This window comes from Mucilaginibacter sp., from assembly GCF_025359345.1.
Taxonomy (GTDB): Bacteria; Bacteroidota; Bacteroidia; order Sphingobacteriales; family Sphingobacteriaceae; genus Mucilaginibacter.
In genome coordinates this window covers 38,686-60,216 of sequence record NZ_JANYGQ010000005.1, presented here as the reverse complement: position 1 = coordinate 60,216, position 21,531 = coordinate 38,686, and the positions used below count along the sequence as shown (strand labels likewise).

General features: G+C 42.0%; 19 protein-coding genes. 13 read left to right on the top strand and 6 right to left on the bottom strand.

Annotated features, from left to right (window positions below; translation table 11 throughout):
- Positions 1 to 31: 31 nt before the first annotated feature.
- The 3 genes from cysS (at position 32) to Q0R52_RS02175 (ending at position 2,872) form a co-directional block, all read left to right on the top strand.
- Complete coding sequence (cysS, locus tag Q0R52_RS02185) at positions 32 to 1,495, top strand: cysteine--tRNA ligase (RefSeq protein ID WP_295791666.1); 1,464 nt, start codon at positions 32 to 34, stop codon at positions 1,493 to 1,495.
- 128 nt (positions 1,496 to 1,623) lie between these two features.
- On the top strand, positions 1,624 to 2,496 hold the full coding sequence (locus Q0R52_RS02180; protein WP_295791664.1) for a hypothetical protein: 873 nt from the start codon (positions 1,624 to 1,626) through the stop codon (positions 2,494 to 2,496).
- A 190-nt stretch (positions 2,497 to 2,686) separates the two neighbouring features.
- Positions 2,687 to 2,872: a hypothetical protein gene (locus Q0R52_RS02175; protein ID WP_295791662.1), complete on the top strand. Its 186-nt coding sequence runs from the start codon at positions 2,687 to 2,689 to the stop codon at positions 2,870 to 2,872.
- Here the strand turns inward: Q0R52_RS02175 and Q0R52_RS02170 are convergent.
- The gene (locus Q0R52_RS02170; protein ID WP_295791660.1) at positions 2,869 to 3,558 is read right to left on the bottom strand and encodes a hypothetical protein; all 690 of its coding nucleotides are present in this window, start codon (positions 3,556 to 3,558) and stop codon (positions 2,869 to 2,871) included. The genes Q0R52_RS02175 and Q0R52_RS02170 overlap by 4 nt on opposite strands.
- A 299-nt stretch (positions 3,559 to 3,857) precedes the next feature.
- On the opposite strand from Q0R52_RS02170, the gene Q0R52_RS02165 reads away from it, so the two are divergent.
- The 4 genes from Q0R52_RS02165 (at position 3,858) to Q0R52_RS02150 (ending at position 9,312) form a co-directional block, all read left to right on the top strand.
- Positions 3,858 to 6,887, top strand: coding sequence for a DUF2723 domain-containing protein (locus Q0R52_RS02165; protein WP_295791658.1), 3,030 nt, complete (start codon positions 3,858 to 3,860; stop codon positions 6,885 to 6,887).
- Between the two features lie 160 nt (positions 6,888 to 7,047).
- Positions 7,048 to 7,575 carry an outer membrane beta-barrel protein gene (locus Q0R52_RS02160; RefSeq protein WP_295791656.1) on the top strand — a complete coding sequence of 176 codons (528 nt, stop codon included), beginning with the start codon at positions 7,048 to 7,050 and terminating at the stop codon, positions 7,573 to 7,575.
- A gap of 106 nt (positions 7,576 to 7,681) precedes the next feature.
- Entirely contained in the window at positions 7,682 to 8,734 is a 1,053-nt protein-coding gene (locus tag Q0R52_RS02155; RefSeq protein WP_295791654.1) for a 3-oxoacyl-[acyl-carrier-protein] synthase III C-terminal domain-containing protein, read from the top strand.
- Between the two features lie 86 nt (positions 8,735 to 8,820).
- Positions 8,821 to 9,312, top strand: coding sequence for an isoprenylcysteine carboxylmethyltransferase family protein (locus tag Q0R52_RS02150; RefSeq protein WP_295791652.1), 492 nt, complete (start codon positions 8,821 to 8,823; stop codon positions 9,310 to 9,312).
- Between the two features lie 5 nt (positions 9,313 to 9,317).
- On the opposite strand, the gene Q0R52_RS02145 is transcribed toward Q0R52_RS02150, so the two are convergent.
- Positions 9,318 to 9,914 (bottom strand): hypothetical protein, encoded by a 597-nt coding sequence (locus Q0R52_RS02145; RefSeq protein ID WP_295791649.1) that lies wholly within the window; start codon positions 9,912 to 9,914, stop codon positions 9,318 to 9,320.
- A 362-nt stretch (positions 9,915 to 10,276) separates the two neighbouring features.
- Entirely contained in the window at positions 10,277 to 11,680 is a 1,404-nt protein-coding gene (locus Q0R52_RS02140) for an alpha-L-fucosidase (RefSeq protein WP_295791647.1), read from the bottom strand.
- 107 nt (positions 11,681 to 11,787) lie between these two features.
- Here Q0R52_RS02140 and Q0R52_RS02135 point away from each other — a divergent pair, with 107 nt between their 5' ends.
- The 4 genes from Q0R52_RS02135 (at position 11,788) to Q0R52_RS02120 (ending at position 15,824) form a co-directional block, all read left to right on the top strand.
- A complete protein-coding gene (locus tag Q0R52_RS02135; RefSeq protein ID WP_295791646.1) occupies positions 11,788 to 12,318 on the top strand; it encodes a hypothetical protein in 531 nt (176 codons plus the stop codon).
- 162 nt (positions 12,319 to 12,480) lie between these two features.
- Positions 12,481 to 13,791 carry an aspartate kinase gene (locus Q0R52_RS02130; protein WP_295791644.1) on the top strand — a complete coding sequence of 437 codons (1,311 nt, stop codon included), beginning with the start codon at positions 12,481 to 12,483 and terminating at the stop codon, positions 13,789 to 13,791.
- Positions 13,792 to 13,891: 100 nt separating this feature from the next.
- Positions 13,892 to 15,091, top strand: a complete 1,200-nt coding sequence (gene lysA / locus Q0R52_RS02125; RefSeq protein WP_295791641.1) for a diaminopimelate decarboxylase — start codon at positions 13,892 to 13,894, stop codon at positions 15,089 to 15,091.
- Positions 15,092 to 15,107: 16 nt separating this feature from the next.
- A complete protein-coding gene (locus tag Q0R52_RS02120; protein ID WP_295791640.1) occupies positions 15,108 to 15,824 on the top strand; it encodes an SDR family NAD(P)-dependent oxidoreductase in 717 nt (238 codons plus the stop codon).
- A gap of 531 nt (positions 15,825 to 16,355) precedes the next feature.
- On the opposite strand, the gene Q0R52_RS02115 is transcribed toward Q0R52_RS02120, so the two are convergent.
- On the bottom strand, positions 16,356 to 17,123 hold the full coding sequence (locus Q0R52_RS02115) for a hypothetical protein (RefSeq protein WP_295791638.1): 768 nt from the start codon (positions 17,121 to 17,123) through the stop codon (positions 16,356 to 16,358).
- Positions 17,124 to 17,219: 96 nt separating this feature from the next.
- Positions 17,220 to 17,873, bottom strand: a complete 654-nt coding sequence (locus tag Q0R52_RS02110) for an HAD family phosphatase (RefSeq protein ID WP_295791636.1) — start codon at positions 17,871 to 17,873, stop codon at positions 17,220 to 17,222.
- 464 nt (positions 17,874 to 18,337) lie between these two features.
- On the opposite strand from Q0R52_RS02110, the gene Q0R52_RS02105 reads away from it, so the two are divergent.
- Both Q0R52_RS02105 and Q0R52_RS02100 read left to right on the top strand, forming a co-directional pair.
- Entirely contained in the window at positions 18,338 to 18,532 is a 195-nt protein-coding gene (locus Q0R52_RS02105; protein WP_073404972.1) for a cold-shock protein, read from the top strand.
- 221 nt (positions 18,533 to 18,753) lie between these two features.
- Positions 18,754 to 19,140, top strand: a complete 387-nt coding sequence (locus tag Q0R52_RS02100) for a YtxH domain-containing protein (protein ID WP_295791632.1) — start codon at positions 18,754 to 18,756, stop codon at positions 19,138 to 19,140.
- A gap of 191 nt (positions 19,141 to 19,331) precedes the next feature.
- Here the strand turns inward: Q0R52_RS02100 and Q0R52_RS02095 are convergent, their stop codons facing one another.
- Entirely contained in the window at positions 19,332 to 21,209 is a 1,878-nt protein-coding gene (locus Q0R52_RS02095) for a M1 family metallopeptidase (RefSeq protein ID WP_295791630.1), read from the bottom strand.
- Positions 21,210 to 21,531: the final 322 nt, after the last annotated feature.

The window sequence follows — 21,531 nt, the reverse complement described above, 5'->3', positions numbered from 1 at the left end:
TCTCTAAACTCCAATTACTATATTTGCCCTCATGGAACAAAATTTGTTTGTTTACAATACTTTAACGCGTAAAAAAGAGAAATTCGAGCCGCTTAATCCACCGCATGTGGGCATGTATGTTTGCGGGCCCACCGTTTACAGTGACGCGCACATGGGAAACACCCGCACCTACATTTCTTTCGACCTTATATTCCGTTACCTTACCCAACTGGGCTATAAAGTGCGTTACGTGCGCAACATTACCGATGCAGGCCACCTGGAGGGCGACGCCGGAGATGAAGGCGAGGACAAAATATCGAAAAAAGCAAAACTGGCCCAGTTAGAGCCAATGGAGATTGTGCAGAAGTACACGGTAGGTTTTCATGAGGTAATGCAGATATTTAATACTTTGCCACCCAGCATTGAGCCGACAGCAACCGGGCACATTATTGAGCAAATTGAGATGGTGAAGGAGATATTAGCCAATGGATATGCTTACGAGGTTGATGGCTCGATATATTTTGATGTTGAAAAATATAATAAAACACAGGACTACGGCATATTAAATGGCCGCAATCTGGAAGACCTGCTGGTAAACACCCGTACACTTGGCGGCCAGGACGAAAAACATGGCAAGCTTGATTTTGCCCTTTGGATAAAAGCTAAACCCGAGCACCTTATGAAATGGCCGTCGCCATGGGGAGTTGGTTTCCCGGGCTGGCATTTGGAATGCTCGGCGATGAGCGGTAAATATTTGGGCCACCAGTTTGATATACATGGTGGCGGGCTTGATTTGGCGCCAACCCACCATACCAACGAAATAGCACAGAATGTTGCAGCTTGCGGCCAAAACCCGGCAAAATACTGGCTGCACACAAATATGCTCACCGTAAATGGCCAAAAGATGTCCAAATCATTGGGTAACAGCTTTTTACCGCATGAACTGATTTCGGGGAACAATAATATTCTTAAAAAAGGGTATAGCCCCATGACGGTTCGGTTCTTTATGCTGCAGGCGCACTACCGCAGTACCCTGGATTTTGGGAACGAAGCAATGGAAGCATCGGAAAAGGGTTTTAAGCGCATGATGAATGCTTTCGGCCTGCTTGAAGGTTTAAAAGCATCGGCAACCACCGAGATTGAGATACGACCACTACTTGAAAGATGCTATGCTGCAATGAATGATGATTTCAACAGCCCTGTGCTAATTGCCGAACTTTTTGAAGCATCGCGCATTATCAATTCGGTGCACGACGGCAAAATGAAAATTGATGCTGGAAATTTAGATCAGCTAAAACATTTGATGAATACTTTTGTACTTGATGTACTTGGATTAAAAAATGAAACAGCCGCTAACGATGATTTACCAAAATTGATGAACCTTGTAGTTTCGATAAGGAATGAGGCAAAGGCCAGTCATGATTATGCAACGTCTGACAAAATACGAAACGGCTTGCAGCAAATAGGCTTCCAGTTAAATGATAGTAAAGAAGGTACAAACTGGAGTAAAATTTAATTCAAAAAATTGCGTTACATGTCCGTTAAGCGGTAGCAAAATTTACTAAATCAATAAGTAAGCTTTGGTTTAGTAAAGGCCGCCTGATAAATTATTATAAATTTGCCCTACAATATCTGCACACAACAATGAAAAAAATAATACTCGCCGCCATAGTTTTAATTGGCCTCAATAAAGTATCAATTGCACAAACTACTGAACCTGTTGATGTAAACAAAGTTATAGAAGCTGAAAAAAGCTTTAATAAACTGGTTGAACGCAAAGGTATAAAAGGTGGTTTTTTGGCTGTTGCCGACCCTGAAGGCATAGTTTTTAAACCGGATGCGGTTAACATAAACGAATTTTATAGCAATATTGATAAACAATCAGGCTCGCTAAGCTGGACTCCGAGTTTTGCCCGCATATCAGGCAATGGCGACCTTGCATTTACGGCAGGCCCTTACGTTTATCAGAACGGAAAAGGCGATGACGACAAAGTCTATGGCGATTACGTTTCGTTGTGGCGGGTTGACGCTGAAGGTAAATTCAAACTGCTAATTGATCTTGGTATACAACACCCCGAGCCGGATAAAGAAAATTTAACCGATTTCAGGAGCCCGGAGCCTGAGAAGAGGGTTGCGCCAAGCAAAGACCCGTTTGGTGGAAAAAAGATTATACTGGCTACTGATGAGCTGTTTAATCATTCATTAACAATTTCGACCATTGGTACTTATAAGGAATTTCTAAGCCTCGAAGGCCATTTCTATTTCCCCGGCTTCGATCCGCTGACCGGTCGTGAACAGGTGATGAAGTTTCTTAGCAATGAAGCTATCACCATTAGCGCACAAACTGTAAATGCGGGCCGGTCAACCAGTAACGATTTGGCTTATACCTATGGCAAAGCCCGGATAAAAAAAGGCAGCATATTAAGTAACTACAATTACGTGCGCATTTGGGAGCTTGATAAAAACCACAAATGGAATGTTTTGCTGGAAGCCTTTTCAGCTATTGAAAACGAATAACCTGGTTGAAAATATTTATTGAAATGAAAAAGCCGGCATCATAGCCGGCTTTTTTAATTTTTAAACATGCCCTTGAAGGCATAATTGTAACTAATATGTAACAATGTTAGTAAACTTAATTTTGTGGAAAACCTTTTGCAACTGTTGCGCAACCCGCTGCGTAAAAGGGAATGATTAAATAATTTGGTTTATGGCCGATTTAAATAAATTCCAGCGATCAAAGGAAAGAATTGCCGAAATTCTTAATCATTTAACAATGACCGGGAGCGATCACCAGGCAAATCCTTATTTCCATAAACTTAAACAATCGGCCCAATTAATCGACACTAAAATTGAGAAGCTTAATCAACAGGAATCAGAAAAAAAACAGGCTTAATTGATCGATTCAAGCACCATGCTGCCCACAAGCTTATCTTTCCTGTAGGTTTCAGATTTTACAAAGCGACCTATTTTTGGCGAAAACCACTCAGTAACTTTTAAATTTATCGGTATCCCAATCCCCATTATTTTTGCCTTAAACAGCGATTCGTAGCTTATTTTAAAACAATCAAACGCACCCGCTGCTGTTTGTACCTGTTCACCGGCTTCAACTGTCCTGTTTGTCATTGCTATCTGAATCTCCGAAAACTTACTGCCATTATTCATTACAATTATGGTAGCGTCGCCATCCTCAAGCTTATCTCCAACCTTAAGATTGAGCGGATAGGTAAGATATTTGCCGTCCCCCTGCATTTGCATACCATTAAATTGCTTTGCCGATGAGGCCGGGATAAAAGATTTCATATCGATTTTAAGTGCGGAGCCATTGCAGCTAATGTCAAAATCGGCGTTGCCAATGGCTTTGCCGTTTTTGTCCGTTACCTCGTTATGATAACTAAGCGTAGAACCGTCCTTTTTTACCGATGAGTAGCTTACGCTCCCCTGTTTATTGCCCTTAGCATCAAAATTTGAGTAAACAACCTTTTTACCGTTCCCGTTGCTGACAAACTGGTCGCAGGTTTGCGCGTTGGCCAGACTTACAAGCGCAGCGAGGCACATGATTGTGGTAATGATTTTCTTCATGATGTTTTTAATTGATAGATAAGTAAAATTATAAAATTTTCTCTTGAAATATAGCTAACTATTTGTTTTTCAGCTGTCCATAAAAAAATAAGCTCAGTTGTCTGGAAATGTTAAATTCCTCCCGGATTTTGTTAAAGTATGTTAACAGGTGTTAAATTTCAATTAGGATTAAAAAATTAGGCGGAAATTGGTGTGGTGAATGGTTTATTAATCGATGAAAAGAATTAAAAACCGTTGCTAACTCAATCTAACTCTAACTGAATCAACTAAAATTTGAAACCACTTTACACCTCACCTACATGCATTACAAAAAAATCAACAACCTTTTAGGCTGGCTCTGCTTTGCAATAGCATCTGCCACCTACATCCTTACCCTCGAGCCATCCGTTAGTTTTTGGGATTGCGGCGAATTTATTTCGTGTGCTTACCGTCTGCAGGTTTCGCACCAGCCGGGCTACCCGCTATTTGCTATGCTGGGTAAGGCGTTTTCCTTATTGTCATTCGGTAACAACGCAAAAGTGCCTTACTTTACCAACCTCATGTCGGCACTGGCAAGCGGCGCAACTATTATGTTTTTATTTTGGACGATAACCGCACTGGCCAAGAAGCTGCTGGTAAAGAGGGGAGAGGAGACCGGGACACCGCAATTGTACATGATTATGGCTGCTGGCCTTGTCGGCGCGCTCGCATTTACTTATACCGATACATTCTGGTTTTCGGCTGTGGAGACAATCGTATTTGCACTGTCGTCATTGTGTACTGCAATCGTATTTTGGGCTATACTAAAATGGGACGCCAATGCCGATAAAAATGGTGCTGATAAATGGATAGTACTCATCGCCTATATAGTTGGCCTTTCTATTGGCATTCATTTATTAAACCTGTTAACCATCCCGGCCCTGGCAATGGTTTATTATTTCCGCAGGTACAACAATATCACTATTAAGCGTGGCATTGTAGCATTTTTAATAAGTATTGTCATATTGGGTCTTGTGCAATTTGGTATCCGCGGCTACACAGTCTACTTTGCCGCCTGGGCCGATTTCTTTTTTGTAAATACACTGGAAATGGGATTTGGCAGTGGGGCAGCAGTATTTTGCTTGCTCCTAATTGCACTAATTGCCGGTGGGATTTGGTTCAGCGCCCGTAAGAAAAAACCGATGTTAAATCTGGCACTGGTATGTATCGCTTTTATTTACTTCGGCTACAGCTCGTTTGTGTACATACCTATAAGGGCCTCTGCAAATACCGATTTAAATAATTCGCACCCAGACAACGCTTTTACGCTTTACAGCTATCTCAACCGCATCCAGTACGGCGAAACACCATTGTTAACCGGCCCTTATTTCGATGCGAAAATTATCGACGAAAAAGAAGGCGGCAACGTCTACCAAAAGGGAAAGAATAAATATGAAAGCGCAGGTAAAAAACTTGACTATGTGTACGACCATACCAGCGTTTTACCGCGGATGTGGAGCACCGAATCGGACCCGTATTTTGCGCAAAACCAGCAATTTTATAAGCAATGGCTGCAATTGGGTGAAGGCCAGGCACCTGCATTTGGCGATAACCTGAAATGGATGTTCAGCTGGCAAATTTACCAGATGTACTTCCGCTATTTTCTGTGGAACTTTGTAGGAAGATACAACCAGTTCGATGGTCAGCAAAGCTCGATAGCTGTAAATGGCAATTGGACGAGCGGTATTTTCGATGGAGGGAAACATCTGCCAAAATCGATAACACAGGGTACTGACTATGCGCCTTTGTATGCCCTGCCATTTATACTGGGCCTGCTTGGTGCCGCCTATCACTTTAAACGCAGCAAGCGCGATGCACTTGTAATAGCACTGCTTTTCTTTTTCACCGGGATAGCTATCGTACTGTATGTTAACCAAAACGCCGTACAGCCCCGCGAACGCGATTACTCGTATGTTGGCTCATTTTACGCTTTTGCCATATGGATTGGCCTGGGAGTGATTGCCCTTATTGAATTTGCCCGTAAAAAAATAAGTCTAAGGATTGCGACCATCGGCTCATTTGCAATCTGTATGCTAACAGTGCCGGTTTTGCTGGCTTTCAAAGAATGGGGCGGCCACGACCGCTCGACTAAAACCATTCCGCATGACATGGCCTATAACTATTTAATATCGTGCCCTAAAAACGCCATCCTGTTTACCAATGGCGATAACGACACCTACTCGTTATGGTACGATCAGGAGGTTGAAGGCATACGCCCGGATGTGCGCATTGTTTGCATGAGCTTGTTTAGCGGGGACTGGTATATACACCAGATGCAGAAGAAAATGAATCAATCGGCGCCGTTGCCTGTTACACTGCCTTACGAAAAGTATAAAGCTGGCACGCGCGATGTGATTTATTTTAATGATGCAAAAATACCGGGGTCGGTTGAGGTTAAAGAGGTTTTTGATTTTATCACTTCAGACGATAGCCGCGCCAAAATTACTTTCCAAAGCGGGGACGTAATGAACTACCTGCCAACCAAAAATTTTAAATTAACCGTTAATGCTGCCGATGTGCTTAAAAATGGCGTAATAACTGCACAACAAAAAGGCAAGTTGGCCGATACCATGGAGTGGAAGTTTTCTGGAAACTATGTAACTAAGGATAACCTGGCCATGCTCGACATAATGGCCCACAACAACTGGGAACGCCCCATTTGTTTTACCACTACAATGGGGCCCGAGAATATGTTCGGTTTGCAGCCGTATTTATACAAAGAAGGGTTTGTTTATCACTTAATACCATTTAAACCTGATAACAGCGACCCGGCCAGCCAGCTTTCAAAAACAAATAGTTTGGTGATGTACGACAACGTGGTAAACAAGTTTAAGTTCGGCAACTATAAAAAGGCAAAATACCTGGATGATGTTGCACTAACGCAATTTTACCTGAACATTGAGCGTACATTTAACGATCTTGCAATCGGGCTTATCAAAGATGGGCACCGTGATCTGGCGCTAAATACCATCCATAAATTTGATAAAGAAATGCCGGATATTAACCCGGATATTGACACTGCAGCTCACAAATTTTTCCTGGGTGAAACGGCATACAGCCTTGGTGATAAAGCCCTCGGTACAAAATATGTGAAAAGCGTCGATGATTTTATAACCGATCAGTTGGATTATAATTATCAATTATTAAAAGACAACAATGCCGGGCTTGACCAGCGCACCGTTCAAATTGGTGTACAATTACTAAATGGAATGGCTGATACAGCGAAGAATAATGGCGAAGCAGAATTGAGCAAAAAGATAAAGACCCAATTGATGGATTACGAAAATAAGTTTGCTGTATTGGTAAAGTAACAGGCGATAATCATCAAAATATATTTTACCTGCGAGGTTGTTAAACTTCGCGGGTTTTTTATTGTCTGTTACGTTAATCACGATTTTACCGTCTGATAGTTAATAGTTTAACTATTTTATTAAATTTATACGCAATCACAATTTTCAACCGTAACCAATCATGAAAAAGTTCTTTTTTTTAGCACTGCTTTGTTGTTGTGCGTTATGGGCACAAGCCCAAAAGTTTGAAGGTACAGTTAAAGCCGATATTAACGGAGGGTATGCCATTCCTACGGAGGGTTTTGGCGTTAAATCGGGTGTTATGTTTGCGGTTGAGCCTCATTATTACATAACGGATAACTTTGCTGTGGGACTAAGACTTGAAGGCGCCTTTTTGGGTTACCAGGCCCAATCAAACGATGAACTGTTTTCGTTTTTCGGTTCCACCATATTGACGGGCGATTTCTATTTATCGAAAAGCACGGTCAATCCCTTTATAGGTTTAGGCGCGGGTCTTTACACCAGGCACTATATTTATGAAGATTACAGCGGCGACAGTATTTACACATCGGGCTACGGCGCTATCAAATTGGGCTTTATGGGCAGGGCCGGTTTCGAGATAGGGCATATACGCCTTACGGGAAGTTACAACGTTGTGGCCGCTAATTTTAGTTATGCGGCCTTTACTATTGGATATGTTATTAAGTGAGTAATTTCAATGCAATAATTTTTATTTTCTGCATTTTGGGCAACTGGCACACAAATGGATACGTATGTATGTATAAGTATATAAATATACATCTACTCAAACAATCATGCCCTTTATAGCAGCAGTATCAAAAATCGACTTACCATATAAAACCGACCAAAACGATGCTAAACAGCAGGCGCTTGATATGTTTTCGAAGAATTTCCCCGAGGCCAACCGGTTAATTTTCGCTTTTGACAATACCGAAATAAAATACCGCAACTTTTGCAAACCGCTTAGTTTTTACTCCAAACCGAATACTTTTCAGGAAAGAAACAACGAATACATACAAATCGCGCTTGATTATTCTGTACAGGCCACCGAAGATTGTTTAGCAAAAGCAGGTATCAACAAAGAAGACATTACCGATATACTTTTTGTATCAACCACAGGTCTCGCCACACCCAGTCTGGATGGGATGATAATTAATAAAATGCGGCTTAACCCGCATGTAAACCGTTCGCCATTGTGGGGCCTTGGTTGTGGAGGTGGCGTATCGGGCATGGCAAAGGCAAATACGGTGGCAAAGGCAAATCCGGATGCTATTGTGCTGCTTGTTGCTGTCGAACTTTGTTCCTTAACGCTTATCAAGAGTGATTACAGTAAAAGTAATTTTATCGGTTCGAGCCTCTTTTCGGATGGAATTGCGGCTTGTATTATCAAAGGCGATAACCACCGTAACAATAGTACGGCGACCTATGTTGCATCGTCCAGCAAATTGTATTACGACTCATTGGAGGTAATGGGCTGGGATTTCCAGGACACAGGTTTTAAGGTATTATTTTCAAAAGATATACCAGCATTTATCCATGAACACATAAAAGGTGATATCGATGAATTTTTGTCGAAACAGCACTTAAAAATTGAGGACATTAAAAATTTTATATTTCACCCGGGAGGTAAAAAGGTGCTGGATGCTTACCAGGATACATTAGGAATTGAGGGCGATTTTTTAAAAACCACCCGCGAGGTGATGAATAACTACGGTAATATGTCGAGTGCTACGGTATTGTATGTGCTGGAGAAATTTATGCGGGAAGGATTTGAGGAAGGTTATGGGCTGATGCTTTCTATGGGCCCGGGTTTTTCCAGCGAAATGGTGTTGCTGAAGGTGAGTTGAAGTCCGGAAATTCAGTAAAGTCTGGAAGTGAGAAAGACGCTGCACATATTAACCTAATTAACTCAATCCAACCCAATCAACTAAAAATGTACTTCACCATCTTCATATCTTTTCTGATACTCCAACGCTTGTCTGAACTGCTGATAGCCCGGCGGAATGAGAAATGGCTGCTATCGCAGGGGGCTGTTCAATATGGGCAAAGTCATTACCCGTTTATGATAGCTATGCACACGCTGTTCATCGTATCTATAATTACAGAATATAAGTTACGTGGAGGTACGGAAATCAGCTGGCTTTTCCTGGGAATATTCTTATCGGTTTTGCTGTTTAAGTTTTGGGCATTATCGTCATTAGGTAAGTACTGGAACACGAAGATTTACCGTATTCCTGGTGTTTATCCCGTTAAACGCGGCCCTTATAAATTCTTAAAACATCCTAATTACATGGAGGTGGTTTGCGAGATCGCCTTTATCCCACTGGTATTTCATCTTTACTATACAGCTATAATATTTACTGTTTTAAATGCAGCCATGCTGAGTGTAAGAATAACCGTTGAGAACAAGGTTTGGGCGCAATAGATAGCCTATTTGGATTTGGCTTGTTCCTTATAGATTTTGAACGGAGCAAAATAGGAGCTATCCGTCCGTTTATCAAGGGTGACTAGCTCGCCGTCTTTTTTTAGAATCACTTTGCCTATTCTTTTATTCGTAGTATCTGCATAAGTTAAAAACAGCGTGTCGCGTCTTTGAGTATAAGTTCCCGTAAACCATTCATTATAGCCAAATGTTGCTGACCAATGCAGGTCGAAAGTGTGATTTTTTCTGAACCGCAAATCGGCCTGGTTTTGCGTGCCCTTATAGTAAGCTGCTATTACGACTTCACTTTTTAACGATTCTGAATTTGGTAAAAAGTAGCATAAAAGCATGGTAGTCGTATAAATCAACGCAGGCATAGCTATTGAAAAAGTTAATTGTTTACGTTTTTTGACAACCCTCCTGACACTTTTTATAAAAAAGACCACTATGCAAATAAAAACTACCAGCATAAAAAAGGCGGTAAGCAGGTAGTTAACGTTCCTTAAATATGCGTCGATATGCGGATAAAATATAGCCCCAGCGAAAAATATACTGCAAAAAACCAGCGCCGTAAGTATCCTTATTTTGTTCGATTTTTCGGTCATATAAACAGGTCAATTTATTCCCTTGTCGTCTGGAGGCGGCTTACTGTGCCACCACATAGCCGGTGATGGGCCATTCTTCATTGATATTAAAGGTATCAGTTTATCGAGCCACTTTAAGCGGCCCCCTCACCAATGAATTAAACAAAATCCTTGCCATAATTGGGATAATTACTGCTTTTACTATGTCCCAGCCCATAGTCCAAAGTGTCCTTCAACAAACTTACCGGCCGGCAATTGCATCAGCAAAGGGTTAGTAAAGCTGTAGACAGGTTTGAGTTAGTGATTTGTCGAATTGAAAATGTGGTGAATTTATGGGCTATTTGTACCTGTTTTTCACCATTTTCTACTCAGCACTCACCAGCCTACCTTTGTTCGTCATAAACTCCAAACTCGGCGATTGAAGCCTGGTGGTCCGATTTTTTTACCCAGATACGCACTTTGCTGCCGTAAACCCGGTTAAAGCGGTTTATTTTTACGCGTTTGCCGTTTTCGCCGTCGAACAAAGGTTTCCAGGTGCTATTTTCATAATATTCCAGCTTGTATTTAGTGATGTTGGCTTTCTCTTCGGCAATGCTGATGGTGTTGAAAGCGCGGTCGCTGGTAAAATCAATTTCATACCATGGCTTGTCGACTGTGGGGTTTGATATCCATGAGGTGGTAAAGTCATCGTCATTTGCCTGGTCCATAATATTGCTGTCGTCGGCCCAACTTGAACTTGATGGTTGTTTTTTGGCGATGTTCGACGAAATGATTGGGGCATCAAGTTCTGGCAGTTTCTTTAGGGCTCCTTCGTTGTGCCACAATTTGCCGATCTCTTTAAGTCCGGCTAAGGCATTGTCATCAAACAAACCGTCGCGGTTTGGCGCAACATTCAGTATGAAATTGCAATCCACATTGTTCAATGGGATTAAAGTTTCATTCACAAGCTTTGCAGCATCCTTAACAGGTTCGGTTGGGAAAGCTTTTTTCCAAAACCATGCTTTTTGGATGGGTAAACAAGCTAACGCCGGCATGTTATTGCCATCTTTTGATACACGCTGCCCGGCGCCCATCTCATAAGTTTTTATGTCGCTGTAGTACAAACCTTCTGCAGGGTATTTGGCGCCGTTTAAATCCATCAGCACACAATTTGGCTGTAACGATTTTACCAATTTGTAAATATCCTCAAATGGGATATCGTCATAACTTATGCGCGACCATGGCGCGTCCCATCCATCAATTATCAGTGCAGATACCTCGCCGTAGTTGCTTAATAACTCAGTTATCTGTGCCTTTACCATTTCAATATGCTTACGCGTTATCATATTTGGGCGCAGGCGGTGGTGTGTATCCAAAATGGAATAATACAGCATTACTTTTAGCCCGTTTTTACGGAAAGCGTCTGTAAACTCACGTACCACATCCTTTTTAAGCGGGCTGTTCATTACGTTATAGTCGGTAGTTTTGGTATCCCAGATACAAAAACCGCTGTGGTGTTTGGTAGTTAAGCAACCATAGCTCATATTGGCCGATTTGGCGGCTTTGGCCCATTGGTCGCAGTTGAGTTTCGTTGGGTTAAATATGGCCGGTGATGCATCCGGATCAGGCCAATCCTGGTCCATATAGGTCGGGATATTAAAATGGATGAACATGCCGAAGCGCAAATCGACGAATTGCTGTTGCAGTTGTGAAAGCGGCGCTGGTACAACAGTTTTTTGGGCTATTGATAAAGATGATAAATGTGCAAAAGCAAAAATCAGCAGGTAAATGGTCAGTTTTTTGTTCATGCCCAAAGCTATAAAATTTAAGAAAATGGTTTGTAATAGCATAAATATAATTTTTGGTTATAAATTTCCCGTCAAACCCTTATTATTGCATAAACCTAATTATAGCGATGGAAAGTTCTGGCTCAAAAATTAATGTAAGATTGATGGTAATCCATTTTATAGGATTTTGGCTATTCATCTTTGGATTTCAAACCGTTGCCTTTTTGTACGATTTCAACTTTTTGATTTTTTTGCCGGTAGAGGCAAGGATAAATGATGTGCCGAGGACTAACCTCGATATGAAAATTGTAGCACAGGCGGCTTTGGTTGGAGCAATTGTGGCTTATGTCATATCATGGCGGATATCACTGAAACGCAATTGGTTTTGGCTGAACTCCGTTTTTATTTTTGTACTAATTTATATTTTAAAACTGTACGACCTTTTAGGCTGGAGCCAGCTGCAAAAAGTATTTTTGTTGCCCGGCAGTATATTTCGTTTAAATACCCGTACGTATTACGTAACCAACGGCGCCGTTATGCTGGCAATAGGTTGTTTTTTACTTTTTTCGGGCAAGGTGAAGAAGTTTATTGATGGGAAGCGTACAGGAAGCCCGGAACCGGCTCGTTCGGTTAAGGTAAAAGCCGCGAAAGCTAAATAAATAAGCCATTCCCGATATTTTCTTTGGTTGTCACAAATCTTTGCCAATCTGTTCCAAATTTTATTTGCCCATCATTAGCTATCAACCGTTTAAAATCCTAATTTTAGCGCCTCAAAATTAGTGCAATAAATGTTGCATGTTTTGAATGAAGAGGAACAAAAAATGAAGGTTTTAAAATTTGGCGGAACATCTGTTGGCAGTCCCGAAAGAATGAAAAAGCTGCTGGATATTATCAATCCGGCTGAGCGGCAGATTGTGGTGTTATCCGCAGTATCTGGTACTACCAATAGCCTGGTTGAAATTGGCAATGCGTATCTTGAAGGGGATAAGACTAAAGCGGCCAGCCTTATCGCTGCGTTAAAAAGCAAATACGAAGATTTTATAAAAGAGCTTTTTGCCAAACCCGAATACCTGCAGCAAGGCCGTGAAGTGGTTGACTACCATTTTGCGCTATTAAGCGGCCTGGCAAACGACTTGTTTACCAATATCGAACAGAAAATAATACTGGCGCAGGGCGAACTGCTTTCGACAACTTTATACCACGTTTACCTTAAAGAAATCGGCGTGCCATCGGTTTTACTGCCTGCGCTTGACTTTATGAAGACCGACGAAGACAGCGAGCCTATCGTCGACTATATCACTTCGCACCTTACGCCATTGTTGGATAAACACCCCGATAATAAACTGTTTATTACCCAAGGGTATATTTGCCGCAACAGCTTTGGCGAAATTGATAACCTGCGCCGCGGTGGCAGCGATTACACTGCGTCGCTGATAGGGGCGGGCATACGCAGCGAAGAGGTTCAAATTTGGACCGATATTGACGGTATGCACAACAACGATCCACGGATTGTAAAAGGTACTAAACCAATTGCTCACTTGTCGTTTGACGAAGCTGCGGAACTTGCCTATTTCGGTGCGAAGATATTGCACCCGCAAAGTGTTTTCCCGGCGCAAAAATACAAGATTCCGGTTAGGCTGTTGAATACCATGGAGCCTGAAGCACAAGGCACTTTAATATCCGATGCCAGCGAAAAAGATGGCATTAAATCCATTGCAGCAAAAGACGATATCATCGCCATAAAAATACAGTCAAGCAGGATGCTGCTGGCGCACGGCTTTTTACGCCGCATTTTCGAAGTCTTTGAGCGGTATAAAACATCTATCGACATGATTACTACATCCGAAGTGGCTGTATCTTTAACTATTGATGACACCACGTACCTGGATGACATTACCAAAGAGTTGCTGAAGTTTGGTTCGGTCGACATAGATAAGAACCAAACCATTATTTGCGTAGTGGGCGATTTTGGCGCCGAAAAACATGGCTACGCTGCCCGCGTACTGGAAGCCGTAAAACACATCCCAATCAGGATGATATCCTACGGTGGCAGTGACCATAATATGTCGTTACTGGTAAGTACCGGCGATAAAACAGAAATATTAAGAAGTTTACATAACAGGCTTTTTTGATTTCGGATTTCGGATGTTCGATTTCGGATTTTCAGTTCCGAATTATCAAATGTACCGATGATCAAGTAATCTTTTAATTAAGCGAATCAAGGTTCAGACAATGTTCAATACAAATACCATATCCCGTTTTCGGCAATTAGAAACGCCTTTCTATTATTATCACCTCGATGTTTTGCGCAACACTTTAGATGCTTGCCGTGCGGCATCGTCAAAGCATGGTTTTCATGTGCATTACGCCATGAAGGCAAACTTTAACCCCCGGGTGCTTGATATGATAAAGGCCTATGGTTTTGGGGCCGATTGTGTGAGCGGCAACGAGGTTAAAGCCGCCATTGCCCATGGTTTTGGCAAGGAAAAAGTGGTGTTTGCCGGTGTAGGAAAATCGGACAAGGAGATTAACCTTGCGCTTGATGAGGATATTTTTTGCTTTAATGCGGAGTCTGTTCAGGAATTATTTGTGATTGACGAGCTGGCAAGGGCTAAAAGCAAAGTGGCCAAAATAGCCATCCGTATAAACCCGAATGTTGATGCGCATACCCATCATTTTATAACAACGGGGCTCGATGAAAATAAATTCGGCATCAACACCTGGCAACTGCCCGAAGTTGCCGATGCGCTGCGTAAATGCCCTAACCTGCAATTTTTAGGCATACACTTTCACATCGGTTCGCAAATAACGGATATGGAAGTTTACAAGAACCTTTGTAACCGCATAAATGAAATACAGGACTGGTTTGAAGATCATGGCTTTGCTGTAAAAGTGCTGAACACCGGCGGTGGACTTGGAATTGACTACCATCACCCGGACACCAACGGCTTTAGCGATTTTGAAAGCTACTTTAAAGTATTTAAACAGTTCTTAAATGTTCGTCCGGGACAGGAGGTTCACTTTGAACTGGGCAGGGCTTTGGTTGGGCAGTGCGCCACGCTGATATCGAGAGTGTTGTATGTTAAAAACGGCCAAAAGAAGAATTTTTTAGTACTGGATGCCGGTATGACCGAACTGATAAGGCCGATGCTTTACCAGGCGTACCATTTGATAGAGAATATTAGTCGGGGGGAGTCGGAAGTCGGAAGTCGGAAGTCTGAAGTCGGAAAAGAGTTGACTCAGGACTTGATAAAATATGACGTGGTTGGGCCGATATGTGAAAGTACCGATTGTTTTCAAAAAGATGTGGAACTGCCGGAGTCTTTCCGCGGTGATTTGATTGCTGTGCGTACCGCCGGCGCGTATGGTGAGGTAATGGCCTCAAGTTATAATCTGCGGGACCGGGTTAGCAGTGTTTATTCGGAAGAATAGTTTTTAACAACAAAAAATGAAAAAAGCAATTGTAGTCGGCGCATCATCAGGTATTGGCTATCAACTTGCTGTTTTATTGGCCCAAAACGGCTACAAGGTTGGTATAACCGGCCGCCGCGACCAATTGCTGCTGAATCTGCAGGCCACCAATCCTCAACAATTTATAGTCTCGGTTTTTGATGTTACCGATATCGCCTCTGTTCCACAACAACTAAAACAATTGACGGATGAACTTGGCGGGCTGGATTTATTGGTGCTAAGCTCGGGCACCGGAAAAATCAACCCGGAACTCGATAGTAAAGTTGAACAGGATATTAACGCCCTAAACGTAGCGGGCTTTACGGCTGTTGCAGACTGGACTTTTAACTTTTTTCAGAAACAGGCATTTGGCCAGTTTGCGGCTATCACTTCAATAGCTGGTATCCGCGGCAGCAGGCAGGCTCCCGCTTACTTTGCATCAAAAGCATATCAAATAAATTACCTGGAAGGCTTGCGCCAAAAGGCGAAGAACACAAAGCTGCCTATTCATGTAACAGATATTCGCCCGGGTTTTGTCGATACAGCCATGGCCGCCGGAGAAAATTTATTTTGGGTAGCATCGGTAGAAAAAGCTGTTCTGCAGATTTATAACGCCATTGAAAATAAAAGAAGCGTGGTTTATGTAACCAAACGCTGGCGCATTGTCGGCTTTCTATTCCGACTACTGCCTGGTTGGACGCACCGGAGATTATAATATTAGTTGACTGAACTACTTGCCTCAAAATATAACCGCTTTTGGCTTGTTAGTATGGCGACAACATATCAGTCAGCAGAAATATTCCTGCCCCGGTTTCGAGCAACACGCCAATGTGGATATTAATCTGCAATTAAAAATATATTTGCAAGTGATAATAATTAATTGTTACTTTATATCAAGTTCAAAAGGCAAAGCTTCAGCCTCAATGAAGCATTAAATAATCTAACCTTATAACATTATGAAAGAAATGAAAAAACTTACCCGAAAAGAGATGAAAACAGTGGTTGGTGGCACTGCTGGGACTATCTGGTCGTGCGTTATAGGCACCGGAGCGCCGGTAAATCAATGTTCGCACGGTGACCCGACCACAAGATGCTTCTACACTCACTGTACAAACACTGGCGTTGTCTGTGTAGATGATGGTTTCTGCGACTAACGAGACACAAAATATGTATTAAACAAAGTTTGCCCGAATGAACTTCGTAAGCAGACTTTTTTTATGCAATTAGATTGTTATAGTAACAATCCTCAAAACTTATAGCCAAACCTTACAAAAATATTGCTGCCGGCTTCAAATGTGCCGAAGTAGTTTTTGAAGGTGATGAAGTAGCTTACCTTCGGGAAGATTTTGCGAAACATTCGGGCAGTGGCATCCTCGTTGTTGTAGTAGGTGTCATCCAAATTACTATGCCCAACGGTTGTACCTAAAAATCCGCGGATGCCGTGCTGAAAAGTAGCATCGTCGCGGTTATGAAAAATCACCTCGGTTGTAAGGCCGATGGAAAAAAGGTCGGTCCGCGGGTCGACATAATAACCACCCTGGGTATTAAGGTTTTTGCGGAAAGAGGCATAGTCACCGAACTCATGGCTGTAGGCCATTTCCATACCTATAAACCTGATATCTGCCCGGCCCGAAGTAGTAAATGCATTTATAGAGAACCGGCCGCCAACAGCGCCGAAAAATTTATCACTGAAATAATTGGCTTTCGTTTTATCGTTCGAGCCATTCTGGTAATCGCCAAAAACTGCAAAACCCCCGTAGGCGACGTTGAAGCCATCAAAAACATAACCCTGGCTTAAATTAAGCTGGCCGCTTATTAAAACATCGTTAAAATTGGTATTTGTATAACCGTTTACCCCGGCAGAAATATAAGTTAATGATTTCGCCGTATCAAACGATGTGGGTTTTGGCTGGTAAACAATATCCTGGTGATATAATGCAGGGGTGTAAACATGCGAGCACGACGCAAATATCATGGCAACGCACAGTAACAGGAAAGTATATTTTAATTTCATATAGCAGATTTACAGGTTCAATATATTATATAATTCCTTACGGTACGTAATTGTTCAGTTTGCTGATACAATTTTGCTGTCGCGACTGTTTTTCAATCAGTCGATCAACGCTTTTACTGCTGCATCCTCAAAATCCTTTGCAAAACATATAACGTTATTTAAGTAATTAAATTCTGCCTGCTCATGGGTGGTTGTTATTACCACCGCCTCCATACCTGCATTTGCTGCTGCCTCGGTACCTTTTGGTACATCTTCAAATACGATGCAATCGGTTGGTATCACATTTAACAAGCTGGCCGCTTTTAAATAAGTTTCGGGATGGGGCTTGCTTAAAACCACATCATCGGCACTAACAATCACTTTAAAGTAATGCCTGATGTTAAGGTTGTCCAGCACAAAATCGATATTAAAAGGAATGGCTGCCGAACCAATTGCCATGGGGATGCCCTGCTGATAAGCATTTTCTAAAAATTCGTTCAGCCCGGGTAATAATTTAAGATGGGGAAAAAACTCAATTTGGTATTTCTTTTCTTTTTCGAGCGATAACCGGTTCATCTCGCCCAATGTGAAGCGGTCGGGGCCGAACATGCGTACAAGAACCTCAGGGTTTTTTCCATACATCTGCGGTTTTACCTCTTCCCAGGTAAAATTACCACCAAGTTCGTCGTTTAAAAGTGTTTGCCAGGCACGGGTATGATAGATCATATCGTCGATCATGGTGCCGTTAAGGTCGAATATAAAGGCCTTCATCTGTATAAATTAGCTGTTTTGCTGCTTGTTCAGCAAATATCGTTTTGGCGCAAAAATAGCATTAAATAAAGTTAGGGAGAGAGAAAACCCCCAGCCATTTTTCAACGTATTTAACTATATAAGCCTGTAGCATACAAAGTATTATTAGCGTATAGATAATAAGATATTTAAGAAGTGGCTAAATGATTAAGGATTGCGCGCTGGGGCGATTTGTGCGATTAATTAATATTTAGCAAAGCCCGTTTAGCGAGAGCTGAAGGGCTTTTTTCTTTTTTGGGATTAGTAAGATTAGAAAGTGATTTCACCGATTATTAAACGTTGATTTATTTGACTGCGATGAGTATCGACTTCATTTTCTCAACTTAATCAACCACTCACTTAATCAGCCTAATCAATCCCTTGCCAACAAAAAGCTTGCGTTCCGGATAATTATGCCTACCTTGCCGACTTTAATAAATAAAATAATGCAAAAAGAAGGAACAGTAAAATTTTTTAATGAAACAAAAGGGTTCGGATTTATTACACCAAGTGCTGGTGGCCAGGACGTATTTGTTCATTCAACAGGTCTAATCGATGAAATCCGTGAAAATGATAAAGTGGAGTTTGAAGTAGAGAACGGAAGAAAAGGCTTGAATGCGGTAAATGTAAAGGTTATTTAATTATAATATAATCATTAAACGTACAAGGCATCCATTTATGGGTGCCTTTTTTCGTGGCCTCAACCTTCCCTCACCAAAGGATCTGGTTCTAAAAAAGAGCGAAGTTAAGTCCTCTCCTTTGGAGAGGATTAGGTGAGGCCCGAAGAAGATTCTTTTAAAAAACTCAAAACAAAACGGTGGCATTGTTATTGTATTAGTGTATTCAACTAAATTGAAAACTTATGAAAGACCAGACAAGAGTAATAGCAGCGCTACTAATAGGTGCAGCAGCAGGGGCGGCATTAGGATTATTGTTAGCACCTGAAAAAGGCGAAAAAACACGCGACGATATAGCAGGGTATATTAACGATTTGGTTGATGCTGCTAAAGAAAAAGCGCAAACAGCAAGCAGTGGTATTAAAGACTACGGCAGTGATGTTTATGACAAAGCCCGTTCGCGGTTTGCAGGGGTGGCTGACAAAGTGTCTGATTATAAAGACACCGCCGTAGAAACAGCAAAGGCAAAAGCAAACGACCTTAAAGATAAGGCGCAAACCAAATTTGAAGAAGCTAAATCAAACGCCAAAAACGGCGCGAATGATTTGAACCATTCCGTTCAGAATTCTTAATATTAATTGATTATATAAAACAAAAGAACCCGGCCAAAAGCCGGGTTTCTTCGTTTAAACGCCTTATTGTCATTGCGAGCGAGGAACGAGCGCGGCAATCGCGAACTTTACAGAGCGGTTCTGCATAGTTCGCGGTTGCTTTCCCGAAACAAGTTCGGGACGGGCTGTTCCTCGCAATGGTCAATGGAAATTTACTTCGCTTCCCATTTATTGTTGGTAGTATCAGCATCCATAAATATACCGCCGTCAAGCACTGCTGATTTTACTTCTTTAACTGTTTTGATGTTTACGGTAATTTGCTTCTGGTCTTTCTCCCAAACAGCAGGCGTTTGGTGGAAGTTTTCAGTTGAACCATCGGCGTAGGTTACTTTAACATCAAATGGATTTGCAAACCCGCCTATATTTTGTATGGCAAGTGCGTAGCCATTGCCCACCTTGGTTACCTTCTGTAAATTTAAGTCGATATAATAATTGGTGAAGAACCAGTTATTAAAGAACCAATTTAGGTTTTTACCCGAACCGCTGTTCATCGAATTAAAATAATCCCATGGGATGGGGTGTTTGCCATGCCAGTTATCCATGTAAGTATGTAATGCTTTTTTAAACAGGTCGTCGCCCAACATATCTTTTAATGCAAAATAACTTAATGAGGGTTTGCCGTAGGCGTTATTACCGAAACCACCCCTTTCTTCGCTGGTAGGCACAATAATTGGCAAGTCTTCAGCCTGCGATGGGTCGTTTATCCAGCCTTCAACACGGAATGGTTTATACAAAGCTTCTGCTTTTTCTTTACCGACCTCCGCTGTTCCTATCAATAATTCGAAAGTAGTTGCCCAGCCTTCATCCATAAACGAGTAGCGGCTTTCATTAATGCCCATATAAAAAGGGAACCAGGTGTGTGCAATCTCGTGGTCCTGTACAAACGCTGCAAAATGAATATCATCCTGGTGGCTATCATTTACCATCATTGGGTATTCCATATCGGCAAAACCCTGGAAGGCCGTCATTTTAGGGAAAGGGTATGGTACCCCGGGCCAGTTGTGCGACAGCCAGCCTAATGAATTGCGGCCTGCTTGAACAGAATGATGAAAGTCGGCAGCGCTATCTAAAAATGCGGCCTGCATGCTTGCGCGGCGGTGTGTTTTATCATCAACACCAACGCTGGCGGCATCCCAATCATAATGGTCGCTTACACCAACGGCCATATCACTGATGTTGGTTGCTGTCCATGTCCAGGTGTTTACATCGTTTTGCGCGGTGATATTCTTCTTTGCCAGATCGTCTTTGGTCGCAATATGGATTGTTGAATCGCTGGTGAACGATTGCTCGAGCCGCTTAGCGTATTCGGGTTGCAGCACTTTGTTAGCATTTTGCAGGGTGCCGGTTGCCCAAACCAGGTAGTTTTTAGGCACGGTTACATTCAGGGTATAGTCGTTAAAGTCGTTATAAAACTCCTGCGCATCTAAAAATTCCAGGGTATCCCAGCCATTGTAGTCGTCATAAACAGATACCCGCGGATAATAGTAGGCCAGGTAATAACTGGTCGAGTCAATCATCCCTTCGCGGCCGCTTTCTTTTGATATCTCGAAATGCCAGGTAATATTCAGCTTAACCGAATCGTGCGGTGCTAACGGCTTTGGTAAACCTACCATTTGGTTAGTCCGCGATGCCCTTGCATTGTCCCAGGGTTTTTTCGTGCCGTTTATAAATATTGAATCTACCTGTATACCCGGTGTAAGGTAATCAGGGTTTGCCCCAAAAAAGCGAGCTGCACCGGGGCGGTGGATATTCAGGATCAGCTTCATGTTAAGCCTTTTCAGCGTATCCGGGCTGTTGTTAAAATAAACTATCTGCTCAATGCCTTTAATGTTGCGGTCGGGTGGCAGGGCGGTGATGGATATATTGTACCGGGCATGGTTTTGCCAGTAGTTTTTGCCGGGCTTGCCATCCATTGAACGGGTGCCTTTATTAAACGCGCCTTGAACGTCGCGCGGGATGTACAGATTTTGCGCCTGCGCCTGGTAGAATACCAAACCGCAAATAACGCCTACGATAATTGATTTAAGCATTTGATGTAAAATTTGGGTGTAATGTATGCAGATTTAAGGTTGTATAATGTGGCAAAACCACCAATTTGGCGAGATTTATTTTCGTTAAGACGTTTGTGTAACATAAAAAGTTACATAGCAATGAAGAAATTTAACACTGAAAAAATTTGCAGTGCAATAAATATTTTTTTAATTTGCACCCAGTTATTTTAATAGGGGTATTAAATAACTAATTTCTAACCATCTGCCTTTGGGCGGGTGGTTTTTTTGTTTTGGGGGATTACACCGATTTGAATGATTTAAGATGATTGTCTTAATCGGTGTAATCATTTCAATCGGTGAA